Annotated in this window: 12 protein-coding genes; all 12 read right to left on the bottom strand. The window is 53.4% G+C overall.

Annotated features, from left to right (window positions below):
* Positions 1-13 precede the first annotated feature (13 nt).
* Positions 14-1,999 (bottom strand): polysaccharide biosynthesis protein, encoded by a 1,986-nt coding sequence (locus tag ACF8RA_RS04025; RefSeq protein ID WP_392460652.1) that lies wholly within the window; start codon positions 1,997-1,999, stop codon positions 14-16.
* Between the two features lie 94 nt (positions 2,000-2,093).
* A complete protein-coding gene (locus ACF8RA_RS04020; RefSeq protein ID WP_392460648.1) occupies positions 2,094-3,104 on the bottom strand; it encodes a glycosyltransferase family 4 protein in 1,011 nt (336 codons plus the stop codon).
* 96 nt (positions 3,105-3,200) lie between these two features.
* Positions 3,201-4,457, bottom strand: coding sequence for a glycosyltransferase family 4 protein (locus ACF8RA_RS04015; RefSeq protein WP_392460647.1), 1,257 nt, complete (start codon positions 4,455-4,457; stop codon positions 3,201-3,203).
* Positions 4,458-4,470: 13 nt separating this feature from the next.
* Positions 4,471-5,601 (bottom strand): non-hydrolyzing UDP-N-acetylglucosamine 2-epimerase, encoded by a 1,131-nt coding sequence (gene wecB / locus ACF8RA_RS04010; protein WP_252461694.1) that lies wholly within the window; start codon positions 5,599-5,601, stop codon positions 4,471-4,473.
* A gap of 22 nt (positions 5,602-5,623) precedes the next feature.
* Positions 5,624-6,742: a capsular polysaccharide biosynthesis protein CapF gene (locus ACF8RA_RS04005; protein ID WP_252461695.1), complete on the bottom strand. Its 1,119-nt coding sequence runs from the start codon at positions 6,740-6,742 to the stop codon at positions 5,624-5,626.
* A gap of 3 nt (positions 6,743-6,745) precedes the next feature.
* A complete protein-coding gene (locus ACF8RA_RS04000) occupies positions 6,746-7,780 on the bottom strand; it encodes a polysaccharide biosynthesis protein (RefSeq protein ID WP_252461701.1) in 1,035 nt (344 codons plus the stop codon).
* 2 nt (positions 7,781-7,782) lie between these two features.
* Positions 7,783-9,042: a glycosyltransferase gene (locus ACF8RA_RS03995; protein WP_392460646.1), complete on the bottom strand. Its 1,260-nt coding sequence runs from the start codon at positions 9,040-9,042 to the stop codon at positions 7,783-7,785.
* The gene (locus ACF8RA_RS03990; RefSeq protein WP_392488559.1) at positions 9,039-10,436 is read right to left on the bottom strand and encodes a hypothetical protein; all 1,398 of its coding nucleotides are present in this window, start codon (positions 10,434-10,436) and stop codon (positions 9,039-9,041) included. Before ACF8RA_RS03990 ends, ACF8RA_RS03995 begins: the two co-directional genes overlap by 4 nt.
* 81 nt (positions 10,437-10,517) lie before the next feature.
* Positions 10,518-11,963: a sugar transporter gene (locus ACF8RA_RS03985; RefSeq protein ID WP_392488558.1), complete on the bottom strand. Its 1,446-nt coding sequence runs from the start codon at positions 11,961-11,963 to the stop codon at positions 10,518-10,520.
* A 303-nt stretch (positions 11,964-12,266) separates the two neighbouring features.
* The gene (locus ACF8RA_RS03980) at positions 12,267-13,703 is read right to left on the bottom strand and encodes an MBL fold metallo-hydrolase RNA specificity domain-containing protein (protein ID WP_392460643.1); all 1,437 of its coding nucleotides are present in this window, start codon (positions 13,701-13,703) and stop codon (positions 12,267-12,269) included.
* A 102-nt stretch (positions 13,704-13,805) separates the two neighbouring features.
* Positions 13,806-14,069 (bottom strand): lipopolysaccharide assembly protein LapA domain-containing protein, encoded by a 264-nt coding sequence (locus tag ACF8RA_RS03975; protein WP_392460642.1) that lies wholly within the window; start codon positions 14,067-14,069, stop codon positions 13,806-13,808.
* Between the two features lie 19 nt (positions 14,070-14,088).
* The gene (gene ihfB, locus ACF8RA_RS03970) at positions 14,089-14,391 is read right to left on the bottom strand and encodes an integration host factor subunit beta (RefSeq protein WP_010952810.1); all 303 of its coding nucleotides are present in this window, start codon (positions 14,389-14,391) and stop codon (positions 14,089-14,091) included.
* Positions 14,392-14,627: the final 236 nt, after the last annotated feature.

The raw sequence follows: 14,627 nt of genomic DNA, 5'->3' as shown, positions 1-14,627 counted from the left end.
AGCAATAGCCCTATCAGGGTTCCTGGCGCCGTTGGACGTGAATCCAGTCGACAATATCACCCTCAGGGGCATAGCCAATGACTGTTTCGCGCAGCAGCTGCCGGACAAGAACATAGTCATCCTTCTCAATCGCTGACAACAGCTGTGCGAGCCTTGGTTTAAGTACTTCCCAAGGCAGGTAGTCTTCGCTAGCGCTCATGATCATAGGGTGCCGTGTTGCCACCACACTATCGCCAATGAGCAACTCCTCATAGAGCTTTTCACCCGGGCGCAATCCGCTGAACTGGATTGCAATATCACCATGCGGCTCGCGGTCGGAACGAATGCTCAATCCAGACAAATGGATCATCTTTTCAGCCAGTTCCACGATCCGAACTGGCTCCCCCATGTCTAGCACGAACACATCTCCGCCCTTCCCCATCGAACCGGCCTGGATGACTAATTGGGCAGCCTCGGGAATGGTCATGAAATAGCGAGTGATCTTAGGGTGAGTGACAGTCAGAGGGCCACCGGCCTTGATCTGCTTGTAGAACAAGGGGATAACAGACCCTGACGATCCCAGCACGTTGCCGAATCGGACCATGGTGAAACGGGTCTTGTTGACCCTCGAAACATTATCGGTTTCGCCAAACAATACAGGCGCCAACTCCTGGCTCAGTGCCTGCAACGTCATTTCAGCAAGACGCTTGGTACTGCCCATGACATTAGTTGGGCGTACTGCTTTGTCGGTGGAAATCAGCACAAAATTTGCCACACCCGCCTTGAGTGCCGACTGCGCTGTATTGAGGGTTCCGATGACGTTATTCAGCACACCTTCGGCGATATTATGCTCGACCAGCGGAACATGCTTATAGGCGGCCGCATGATAGACCGTGTCCACCGACCAGGTTTTCATGATATCGAACAACTGGGCCGGATTGCGCACCGACCCCAATATCGGCAAAAGTCGTACCGACAGAGATCCATGCTCCACTCGCTGTTCAAGCTCTTGGAGAATGTTGTAGAGGTTAAATTCGCTATGCTCATACAGCAGCAGCACTTTGGGTTCCAGCCCCAGAATCTGCCGGCATAGCTCCGACCCGATAGATCCACCGGCTCCCGTAACCATGACCGTTTGACCTGCGACACAATGCGCGAGCAGGTCTTCCTGGGCCGGGACGGAGTCACGCCCCAGCAGGTCTGCAATGTCTACCTCTTGAATGTCATCGACCTGGACGCGGCCGCTAGCAAGGTCCACGATACCTGGGATACTGCGCACATGCAGTGGAAAGCGCTCCAGAAACCCAAGAATTTCTCGCCTACGCCCCCTAGATACGGAAGGAATGGCTAGCAGGATCTCCTGCGCACTCGTTAGTTCGATCATGCGTTCGATATGGGCAGGCGTGAATACCTGTAGACCAGAAATTACCTGGTTTGAAATGCTGTCGTCATCATCGATGAACGCAACCGGTCGCATGACTTTACCTTGGCGCAATGCGGCCGCCAACTGGTTACCTGCCGCGCCTGCCCCATAAATCGCGACCCTAGGAAGCCCATCATCGCGCTGGGCGAACGGTACATGCTGGGTGGCGGCATACCAGTCACCCAGAAAATACTGACGCATGGCAAGGCGCAACCCCCCAACCATGATCAGGCTCAGCCACCAAAAATTGAATATGATCGAACGCGGCACCACATTCTGGTGCCCGCTATACCAATACACCGCTACCCCGAGAATCAACGACGATAGTGTCACGGCCTTGATGATCACGATGAGCGCGTCATTACCGAAGTAGCGCATGACCGCGCGATACATACCGAAACGAATAAACAAAGGTATCGAGATAACTGGGGCGCACAAGAACAACCACAGGTGGTCCTTGATAGGGTCCGCGATCTCGTCAATTCCAAGCCGCACCAGAAACGCAAGCCACAAAGCCGCCCAGACCAGAAAGACATCAGTCAAGACCTGGAGCATACGTTTATAACGGCGAGGCAATCCCAGCAGAGAAGCCCGCATCTTGTCCAGAATCCCGTCGAACACCTTCACTGCCCCCTGTCTAATCCACGGATTAACCAATTGCCCCTGGGTTTCAGTGGGCAACTCGGAGAACTCACTCGGCACTGCCAGCCTTATAGGCAAAAGCAATACCTACCAATGGCACATAAGCGATCAACACGCCGACGACACCTTCCAGATCAAATAACGCCACGCACAACGCAATGGGTAGAAGCCAGAATAGATTCAATACCGCGACGCCGACAGTTACCGGGAGGTGTCTGCCATATCGTCGGGACGCAAACTGATAGGCATGGCTGCGATGCGCCTCATAGAGCTTTTCTCCCCTCGACAGACGCCGCAGGAGTGTAAAGGTCGCATCAACCACAAAGACGCCCAGCAGGATCAGCCAGCACCAGAACAACTGGGACGAGGCCCAGGCAGCTTGCAGTGACAATACACCTAGCACGATTCCCAGAAAGCCACTTCCAGCATCTCCCATGAAAATACGCGCGGGAGGAAAATTCCAGAAGAGAAAACCCAATACTGCCATAGCGAGCAACAGCGGGAGGGTCATCAAATGCGTGTGCCCAGCCAACCAGTAAGTCAGGCAGGCGCCGATACAAACGCAAATGGCCTCGACGCTGGCGATACCATCGATGCCATCCATGAAGTTGTACAGGTTCAGCATCCATACAAGGTAGATAGCCGCGAGGACCGTGCCAAACACACCCAGCTCTAGGGTCCACGAGAACACACTGAGTGGAGCAAGTCCACCGAGCCAGTAAAGCGCCCAGAACGCTGCAATGAAATGACCAAGCAACCGCCACCTGGCAGCGATATGCCCATGGTCGTCCATGAAGCCTATGATGGCCACAAGGCCACCTGCACCAGCCAACGCCAGTAGCGCCCGAGCACTTTCGTTACCCTGGAAGCCAAGAAAGGCAAGCACAGCGATGAATGAAACGACAATGGCAACCCCACCACCCCGAGGCGTAGGGATGACATGCGAGCTGCGTGCATTAGGGATATCCAAGATGCTTTTCGCCAAGGCATAACGCCTCAAACCCGCAGTCATCAGCAAGGAAGCGATAACCACGAGTGGAACCATCCACCACTGACTCATTGTTATAATTCCTGATTGTTCTGGAAGCGTATAACTGGAATGGTGCTGTCGGCCCAACGCGCGACAACAACATCCTCACGTTTGCAATCACTCACATCATGATGGCGCCCCCCGGCGCAAGGTGGCGGCATACATCAATGCTTCCAGCTTTTTCATGAGCTTGGTACGCGAAAAGTTCTGCTCGTAATACAGGCGACCGCTGCGCCCCATCTCATCCCGCTTCTCCACATCAGCGCTTGCCAGTTCGAGTACTATCCGGGATAGCGCCTTGCCATCACCAGAAGGACAAGCCAACCCAGCCCCGGACTCCCTGATGACCCTCGCCGCTTCGCCGTCCACCGCCCCTATCAATGGCCTCCCCGAAGCAAGGTAGGTCTGCACCTTGCCTGGGATGGTCTTGGCGATGATGTCGTTGGTCTTCAGCGAAACGAGTAACGCATCTGCCTGCGCGAACAATGCAGGCATTTCTTCTAGCGGGTGCCGCCCCAACAGCAAAACATTGTCCAACTGTCTGAGTGCAATCTGCTCAGCAATCCAGTTGCCCATGCGCCCATCACCCACAATCACCCAACGGATAGCGGCCTGGTCACGGAGCTCTTCAGCTGCATCCAGTATCGAAGGAAAGCCCTGAGTCTCACCTAAATTGCCAGCATAAACGATGGTGAATACATCAGCCTGCCTGTCAATTAGGGACGACTGAGGCGATACCGACGCAGAAAAGTCGTCCTCTGCCCAACTAGGGAAATAGATCAGGCGCTCGTCCGGCATACGCTTGGTGCAATATCTTTTTACGTCCTCGACAAAGGCATGAGACTGCACCAGCAGATAGTCGGTACGATTGTATATCCATGACACGACCTTACCGACCATGGCAATGAGCTTTGGATTCTTGACCACTCCGACAAAACTCAGGGACTCCGGCCATAGGTCCAGCACCCAGACAAATACAGGGGTCCGCTTCAGCCGACCGATCACGATAGCTGGGATGGCCGCCATGATTGGCGAAACTGCATTCATGAAGATGGCGTCAAATTGACGCCCTTTCAGCTTGTAGGCACCCACCGTCGAGGCACTGATGAAGAACGACAGGTAATTCAGCGCCAGGGTCAGCTTTCCCGAACCTCGCGGCACCAGAGGTACCCGGATAATCTCAGCCCCCTGAAACTCCTTAAAATACTCGGGCTTTTCACGGTACGCCTCAAAAACCTCACCCTCTGGATAGTTGGGCAAACCCGTCAAAACTGTGACTTCATGCCCCTGCTCAGTAAAATAGCGAACCATGTCATTGATCCGCATATTTTCAGGCCAAAAATATTGTGTAACGAGAAGAACCCGCAACCTGTTGTCAGCCATACCGACTACTCGATCAATACTGTTTCCAGACAATGCGATTCACATAATCCGTGTAGCTGTGCAGGATACGAACAACTTTGTCAGCGACGTTCGGCATACTGTAATCCGCGACAAGACGCAAGCTGCGCTGCTTCCCGCGTGCCTGTGACTCGAGAATGGCCAATCCTTGCATGACACGTTCGACTTCAAGCCCAACCATCATGACTGCCGCCTCCTCCATTCCCTCAGGGCGCTCGTGTGCTTCACGAATATTCAACGCGGGGAAGTTGAGAATGGAGGACTCTTCATTGATCGTGCCGCTGTCTGACAAAACAGCCTTAGCTTCCAACTGTAGTTTGTTGTAGTCCTTAAAGCCCAGTGGCTTGAGCAGTTGCACATTTTTATGGAACGTTACCCCCATGGCACTCACGCGTTTTTGCGTCCGCGGATGGGTCGAGACGATGACTGGCAGATCGAAATGCTCGGCAACCGTATTCAATGTATCAACCAGTTTTAAGAAATTCTTGTCGGAGTCTATATTTTCTTCCCGATGTGCACTGACCACGAAGAACTTATTGCGTTCAAGGTCAAGGCGGCTCAGCACATCTGACTGTTCGATACCTTCACGGTAATAGTTAAGAACTTCGAACATAGGGCTGCCAGTCTTGATTACCCGATCAGCCGGTAGCCCTTCGCTCAGCAAATAGTCACGGGCAATCGTACTGTATGTCAGGTTAATGTCAGCGGTGTGGTCGACAATCCGGCGATTGATTTCCTCGGGGACGCGCATGTCGAAACAGCGATTACCCGCCTCCATATGGAATGTCGGAATCTTGCGGCGCTTAGCGGGGAGCACGCTCATACAACTGTTGGTATCCCCCAACACAAGCAGTACTTCAGGCTGCACTTCCGCCAGCACCCGGTCGACGGCAATGATCACATTGCCAATAGTTTCCGCGCCTGTAGCACCTGCCGCATTCAAAAAATGGTCTGGTTTTCGAATACCAAGATCCTGGAAAAAGATCTCGTTGAGCTCGTAGTCATAATTTTGACCGGTATGCACCAGTACATGCTCGCAGTGCTCATCCAGCGCGGCCATGACACGCGACAGACGAATAATCTCCGGGCGAGTACCCACTACCGTTACCACTTTCAATTTTTTCATTCTAGGATCCTGAAGCAATAGATCAAGCTTTCGCACCCACAGGCCGGGCATAGGTGTCAGGGAGCTGTCGGTCGAAAATTTCGTTGGCCCAGAGCATCACGATCAACTCGTCATCGCCCACGTTGGTGATGTCATGGCTCCACCCAGGAACGGTTTCCACAACTTCAGGCTTGTCCCCCGTTGTGAACAACTCGTAGAACGCATTCGAAACGATATGCCTAAAACGGAAACAGGCGCGCCCTTTGATGACAAGAAACTTCTCGTTTTTCGAATGATGATAATGCCCCCCGCGAGTGACGCCCGGATGTGCAGTAAAGTACGAAAACTGCCCTGAATCCTTGGTTTTGAGCATTTCGACGAAGACACCACGGGGATCTTCGTGCTTCTGCAATCCATAAGTGAAGCGCTCCGCCGGCACAAAGCTGAGGTAAGTGGAGTACAGCGCACGTACTAGGCCCGTACCCACGGGTTCGGTGATCATCGACCCGCGACTTTCCTTGAATGCGTAGAGCTGTCGCACCAACTCACCCACCGTGGTCTGGTAAACCGGGTCGACAGTGACAAAGCCTTGCTGCTCCTTGGTGCCCTCCATGACTTGGAGGAATGACGAAATCACATCATCAATATAGACAAGTTGCAGAGGCGCGTCGGGATCATTAACCGTTACCGGCAATTCGCGCACGATATTATGGCAGAAGGTAGCGACTGCGGAGTTGTAATTAGGTCGCGACCACTTACCGAATACGTTCGGCAGTCGGAAGATAAACACAGGCACACCGTGCTCGCCTTGCAATGACTGAAGAGCCTGCTCGGCACCTCGCTTGCTGTGGCCGTACGGGTTGTCCAGTAGCGCCTGAATGGACGACGTGTAAAGCACCGGGGGTTTCCTTCCCGAGTTGGCTATTGCATCGCACAGGGCCTGTGTCAGGTCAGCATTTCCGGCCTGGAACTCTGCGGGGTCCTGGGGACGGTTCACTCCCGCAAGGTGGAAAACAAAGTCGGCTTGGGCAACTAACCCTGGAAGGCTCGAAAGTGAGTCTCCCCGGGCAAAGCGCATGATCTCAACGTCGCTACGCTCATTCAAATGAGCAATCAGGTTTTGCCCTACGAAGCCATTGGCGCCAGTGATCAAGACCTTCATCTGTCATTCCTCCGGCGTTGCATGCTCACCGCGCTGGATGGCTTGCATGAATTCCAGCTTCAATAACAGCCGCTGCATACCCTCGACATCCAAGCGCTCAGTGTTGTGCGAGTTGTAGTCTTCGGTACGGGAAATTTTTGTTTCTCCCTCTTCGACAAACTTGGCATAGTTCAAATCCCGCAAGTCCGGTGGTACACGGAAGTAATCGCCCATGTCCTCCGCGCAGGCCATTTCTTCGCGGCTAAGCAACGCCTCATAGAGCTTTTCGCCGTGCCGCGTACCGATCACCTGAATGGGATGTTCTGGCTTACCCACCAACCCGGTCAAGGCACGGGCCAATGTATCTACAGTCGCTGCAGGCGCTTTTTGTACGAACAAATCACCATTGTTGCCATGTTCGAAAGCATATAGAACTAAGTCGACCGCATCGGACAAAGTCATCATGAAGCGCGTCATGTTGGGATCGGTCAGTGTCAACGGCTTGCCAGCGCGAATCTGGTCGATGAATAGCGGAATCACCGAACCACGCGAAGCCATGACATTCCCATAACGAGTGCCACAAATGACGGTCTTCTTTTCATCCACATTCCGCGACTTAGCAACCATTACCTTTTCCATCATGGCCTTGGAAATACCCATGGCATTGATAGGGTAGACCGCTTTGTCGGTACTCAGGCAGACGACGCGCTTGACGCTATTCTGAATGGCCGCTTCCAGTACGTTTTCAGTCCCCAACACATTCGTCTTGACCGCCTCAAGGGGGTGAAACTCACATGATGGAACTTGCTTTAGTGCAGCGGCGTGATAAATATAGTCGACACCACGCGTCGCATTTAAAACACTCTGATAATCGCGCACATCACCAATATAAAACTTTAACTTATCACTCGCATAACGCTTACGCATGTCATCTTGTTTTTTTTCATCGCGACTAAAAACACGGATCTCCCGAATATCGCCTTCCAAAAATCTTTTCAGCACCGCGTTACCAAATGAGCCTGTGCCGCCGGTTACTAGCAAGACCTTACCCGAAAATATACTCACTTATTATTCTCCATAAACTCAACAAGCTGTTTTCCGACGGCGCGACTTGACTTAGTCTCAAGCACCCAGACCTTACCACGCGCGGCCTTGTCATACAAATTCTGCTTGTCCGCAGCACTGAAATCGACGAGCGCGCGCGCAACCGCATCGATTGAAAACTCTTCAATAACATTAATATAGTCGAAATACTCATCTGGTATCCCTGCCAGGCGCGTCGTCAACACCGGTATACCAGCAGACATGTATTCAATCAGCTTTGAAGGAAAGGAGTAGCGGGTATACCGCTCCGCAGGATTGCGCGTCAGCAACAGCAATGAGGCCGCCCCTTGCAGCTGCGCCACCCTCTCAGGCGACACAAACCCAAGATACTTGACGGAGGCATGCCGAGCGCAAACATCCGTCAAGTAGCCCTCCAGATCACCGCGACCACATAGCACCAGCTCGTAGTCGATACCCGATCGAAGAAAACCCTCCACCAGCTCGACAATTCCATACGAGCGGTTGACCCCACCGGCGTAGAAAATCATCTGCTTGCGGCCCGACCCCGCCACGGTAACAGGCCCAGATGAGGACGAAGATATACCCTCGAGCACCATATAGGGCTTGGAGCGCCATGCCGGATAGTCTTCGACCATCGGTCGACTGATTACCACCAAGCCATTTGACGAAGCAAGCAGCCCTGACAACAGGGAAGCATCGAGCTTCTTCAATAGCTTTAAAAGCCTGCCACGCCCAAGGGCCACATCCATGAACGATGGCAAGTCTGGGACGTATACAAAGAAAGGTTTTTTGCACAGCTTTGAATACAAGTAGGCAGCCAGCAAATTAGGCGAGTGCGCCGCGTATACACAGATAGCGTCAGTCCGACGCCCCATACGCAAGAGACCATAGAATGAACCGACACACCGCGTGAGCATTTTGATTACAGGCAAATTGACGAACGGCATGACACGCCCCACCCCCTGCCCGTTGCCCGGCAACAGTTTGCCGGGTAGCCAGACTCGCTTGATACGCGGAAAGGTGGAAACTGCAATAGTCGCCAGAGTGTCAACCCTCAACCCAGCCAACCTGAGCGCTTCAATGAAGCGCGACTCCAACTTGTAGGCCGCAACCTGCGGAAACTTGTCACCGGCGGAGTAGCGCTCGAAATAGGCTTCCCCCACATGAAAGCCCAGCAGCAGGACTTTGCGCACTGCCGCGCCGCTCTTGACTTCGCGCTCCCCTTGCAACAGTGCACGCTTGGATTCCACACTCATTTCGCGACCATAGCCCGGTAAGCTTTTACGAACAATGCGTATACGAACAGCATCAATATCGACCAGAAAACGCCATGATCGTAAAAAATAGGCCCTTCACCTGGCAGCTGAGATAGATGATAGCCCATGACCCCACCTGTAACAGCAATGGCGCCTGCCAACGAACTCCCTCCTAGCGGAAGAGCCGCGAAAACACCTAGCAGTACAGAACCACATAGCAAACCGACGGCAGCCAGAGGCCATCCACCCAATGCGTATGACGTGATGTGAACTGCTGCAGGAGCAGTACCACGCCCATTGAACTGATCATTGAATATCTCGGTATATATATAGTAACTGGGGCGGCACTTTTGACCGACTTTTGCCTGCGCAAGCAAGCCCCCGCATACCTGTCCCCGCTTGGTGAAAACCTCGTAGTAATATGGGTAGATAATGGCCATACGATTGACAGCATGAAACATCATCTTAGGGACTTCCCCACCAATGGCCGCACTCAATGCCACGACATCCGCCCCCTTGCTCTCCTTCTCATCCCTTTCAGGTACAGGGGCTACCGAGCGACCGGCTATGTCAGCCTCAGACACTTGCGGCTCAACCATCGCAGACTCGCCGATCTGCGACTGTTCAGCCTGCTCCGGCACCGGAGGAGAAATCCTGTAAACAAATGCCGAGATCAGAAAATACACCAGCAGCAGCGCGACCATACCGACCGCCGCCTTCACGAATGGATACCGTGGTGTATAAACAAACACAGCCAGTACCAAGCCCGCATAGAAAATCAGAATGGGCCATTTCATATTCAGGACAACCAGAAGCACTGAGATCACGACAGCATTCAGCAGTGTGACCCCCCCCCACCAAAGCCCACCCTTACGCACGAGCTTCACCGCACCATAGATAGACAAGAAGTGCAAATTCGACATCAGCAGGGCCATACTAAAGAAGCTGACCCGCTCACGAATGACGAAACGCGCCTCTACACTCGAAGTAAAATCGCTACCTGCCAGAAACAGCCGGAAGGCTTCCGCTTGCCAGAACGCGTATATCACAACTCCATAACAGAGCAGCAAGAGCATTAGATAGGATGAATGGGTAAACTCTGGAAAGAAACCTACCACCCTAGCAACCAATGGCTGCGTGAACCTCCGCACCAACCAGACTACCAACGGCGTCACAACGAATGGTGACAATAGCAGCAACCAGAAACCCGAAGAGAACAATGTATCAAATTCGAATATCCGAGCAGTGAAGGGAGTTTTCTCCAGAAACGGGCGTGCTGATGGAATTAAGTAGACAAGATTACCAAGGACAACAGTCAGAAAATAGGACACTAAAAAAATAGTTGGCGCAATATTTACCGACAGCCAATCTCGAAACTTATTCGAATCGGTCATTCCCCTCCCCCCTAAAGTCCTTTAAACCATAATTTTATTTCTGTCGCAACAACCTAGAAACACCGCTAGCCGCAACACTCATCAATCCATTCTGGCGCTCATGAAATCTTTCCAAGCCACAGTTTTCCAGACCACGAGCAGCGAGAACAACGAAAAAATCAGGACCCACACCAAGACCCGCGCCCACCACACCACCGCCCCCATGAAGACATCTAGTGCAACCTGAAGTAAGTAACCTACCATCAAAGCCAGCATCGACACGGCAAACGGCTTCAGCAGCCCCCTGTAAAGATTGACCTTTCTCATGATGGTTGCAGTGACGATACCAAAATAGATCAACTGCCCCACCACCACACCCAACGCCACACCATACAAACCGAACAATATCCCGCCCGCATAAGAAAGCAGCAAGGACACCAAAGCAGCAGCCAATGAAAACATGGCCAGCAGCCGCATGCGCCTGTGCACTTCAAGGCGTTTTTGTGTGTAAACCGCAGCGCAGTTCAGGAAGACGCCAAGGTAAGCGATCAGTAGCGCCCCAAAAGGCGCCGATATTGGCTTGCCGGTGAACTGCTCAAACACTGAAAATCCCACCAGCGCAATAACAGCCCACAGCAAGGAAAAAACAATTACCAGGAAGCCAACGGAGCTTTGAATCAGTGAACCTTCAAAAACACCATCACGGAATCGTTTGATGATCAGCGGGTGCACAAGCATGAGCAGAGGCATACTCAGCAACCCGCCGGCGCCGACAAACAGATCCTTCATCGATAGGTACGAATCACCACCTGGGACATTCAAGGCGCCAATCGCAAATCGGTCAGCAGCCACCATCAGCAGCATCCCCAGCATCCAGGGTGCCAGCGCGGAACCATAGTTGTATACGGCGCGGACGTCATTGCCGAACGCCGAACAAGCCGCCAAAGGGCCGTTCACTCCCATTCTGACAGCCGCCGCAACGAACATGACCAATGCAGCCAGTCCATATCCACCACTGAGTGCAAGCATGGCATCCGTATACGACACGCCCACATCAGAGTAACAAAAATAAATAATCCCCAACTGACCTACTACCTGCAAGACCACAGCCAGTAACTGTTGACGAACCAAAAATGCAGCCTGACAAACCGAAGACATGAAAAAGAAGAGCATTTGCGAAAAACACAACAGCAAAACACACAAAAATGTGTCATTCGCAGAGGAAAAAAGTACTGCAACCGATCCAGCGACAAGTGCCGCAAAGGGGGCCAACATTATAACGAGGTAAAGACAGCTTGAAAAAAACGCCCTATGATCACTATAGGAAGAATAATAATAAACATAAGAGTTCCCAACCCACATAGCACTCAACTGACCGACAATCAGCGAACAGGCGACACTCACCGAGTAGGAGACATATTCATCCTCAGGAAAAAAACGGTACAAAAAGAAGATAAAAAATACAGTAAGAAAAGCCGGCAACAATTTAACCGGAATGTACAATAAAAACTTCCCAAGAAACCCATTTCCCCTGACGCTGATTGCCACTCACCATCCCCTTCACAAACCCCTCTCAACTCGCCTCAGGGTAGTAGCGTCCAGCAGTGAGTCTAGTCGACCAACGGGTCGCCGGTAGAACGTAGCTCAGGATAGTAGCTGAAATACCACGATAGGAACAGAAGGCGGCGATCTCATTTCCGATGCTAATCCAACATCATCAAACCGCTCTAGTACCGCGCTTTTCTCAGTCCCTTGAACCGACGAGCCATTCATATGCATAAATGATTAGCGCACTAACCAATTGAAAATAAACGACTCGAGCAGAGTCGCTCCAATCACGCACGACCTCACTCAATCCCCAGGAATGCGGATCTCAGCTAGAATATTGGCTGTCTCGATAGATTGAGCAAGCGCATGCCTGAGCGAACGCTTGGCGTCTTGCTCCCCATGCACAAGTATCACTTGAGCCCCGCGCCGAGATACCCCCCCAGCAAACCTCAACAACCCTCTCTGATCTGCATGACCCGCATATCCAGCCAATGTCAGCACTTTGGCCCTGATCTCATACATCCGCCCATCCAAATCAACCTGCACAAACCCTTCAGCCCCCTCACTCGCCTGTATCACCGCCCCCGGCGTCCCCTTAGCCTGGTACCCCACAAACATCACCTCATGCCGCGGATCCCCCAGCATGGCCTTGAGGTAATTGACGATACGCCCACCCGAACACATCCCGTTGCCGGCGATTACGATTGCAGGGCGCCCTGTGCTCTTGAGGTAGTTGACCACCTGCTGGTGGCGGGCATGGGTGTCCACGCTGATCAGCTGACTGAAGCCGAGTGGATCGCGCCCCGCTTCAACACGCGCCTTGGCTTCTGCATTCCAGTATTCGTGCAGCTCCCGGTACACGCCGGTGATGCGCTGAGCCAAGGGCGAATCGAGGATGACGGGCAACTGTGACCAGTCGATCGGCTCCCCGTCCGGAGCCGGACCGGTAGTGTTCAGCAGGGCTTTGCGATGAAGAATATCTTCCAGTTCATACAGCAGCTCCTGGGTACGACCAAGACTGAATGCAGGAATCAGGATGGTGCCCTTGTCGGCAAGTGCACGGTCGATGGCGTCTTCCAGTCGCTGGCGGCGGTCGCCTGCCTGCGGGTGCAGGCGGTCGCCGTAGGTGCTTTCCAGCACCAGCACGTCAGCACGCTCCGGGGGCTGCACCGGGCGCAGCAGCGGGTTGCCACAAGCGCCCAGATCGCCAGAAAACACATACCGGGTGTTGGTTTGCTCATGCTGCATATCGCACTCGACATAAGCGGAACCCAGCAGATGCCCTGCACGCTGCAGGCGAATACGGCAGGCAAGACCTGGTCGCTCGACCACCGTGTGCCACTGCTCGAAGGGCAGCGGCACGATGAGATCACGGATGAAATCGAGATAGCGCGCCACCTGCGCAGGCTTGCTGCTTATACTCAGCTTGTAGGCGTCTTCCAGTACCAGCGGCAGCAGCCGGGCTGAGGGCTCGCTGCACAGGATAGGGCCACGGTAACCCGCTGCCAGCAGCGCAGGGATGCGCCCAACATGGTCGAGATGGACATGAGTGATAACCAGTGCCTGAATGCCCTGGATATCGAAGCCGAGCGCCGCGGTCTCCGCATCCGACGGCGCCTCATTCCCTTGCTCAAGGCCGCAATCAATCAGCAGGCTAACGGAGGGATCAAGGTGCAACTGATGGCAGGACCCAGTGACACCCCGGGTACCACCATGATGGGAAAGGCTGGGATATTCCATGCTGCGCACACTCGCCTGGACCGAAAATGAAGTGGACTATTACTCCATGACGGCCGACGCATGCATAGGTGAACCTTTCTTTAGTAGGTGTAGGATATTTCCTTAGTTGCCGCTCAGTGCCGCCTCACGAGCAGACTCCCTGATCTTGCGTTTGCTGCGCTGCACGCCGTAGGCCCCCAGCAACGGCCCGACTGCCAAGCCAATGACCAAAGCGGCCAATACCAGGACAGCAACCGGCATGGCGGGTGCAGCCCACCCGAACAGGACCAATGACACGGTTTGCTGGTTCTCCAGCACGAAGAACAGCACCACAGCCGCCAATAGCAGCACGAACACCGCCGCCAGGGCGCGCTTGAAGTTACGCATCAGATTGCTCCTTTGGGAATCAGGTGTGGGCCTCTTCATGCTCGTCTTCATTGACCCGGTCGCGCAACTCTTTGCCGGGTTTGAAATGCGGCACGAACTTGCCTTCGAGGCTGACCGACTGGCCGGTCTTGGGATTACGGCCTACGCGTGGGGCGCGATAGTGCAGCGAGAAGCTGCCAAAACCGCGGATCTCGATGCGATCGCCGGTAGCCAGGCATTGTGACATCTGCTCAAGCATGGTCTTGATGGCCAGCTCCACGTCCTTGGACGAGAGCAGCCCCTGATGGGTGACAATACGTTCGATCAGCTCCGACTTCGTCATATTTTTCCCTTCGTTATCAAGCAGCTAGATCATTGCTTAACCAGTTTGTAGCACGCCGGGAAGGATTTGAACAGGGTGGATCTTGACTTAATAAAAAAATTCAAGATTGAAGTAATTCAAGAATGGTCTACCGCTTAGACAGGCCAGCGCTGCCTGATTCGCGGGTGAACCCGCTCCTACAATGGGGGTGCCAGCCTGAAGTTAGCGTGGTCCGGCGCCATCGGCGTAGGCGCGGG

The sequence above is a fragment of the Pseudomonas sp. FYR_5 genome (assembly GCF_043106315.1).
Taxonomy (GTDB): domain Bacteria; phylum Pseudomonadota; class Gammaproteobacteria; order Pseudomonadales; family Pseudomonadaceae; genus Aquipseudomonas; species Aquipseudomonas putida_Y.
This window is presented reverse-complemented; position numbering and strand designations above follow the sequence as displayed.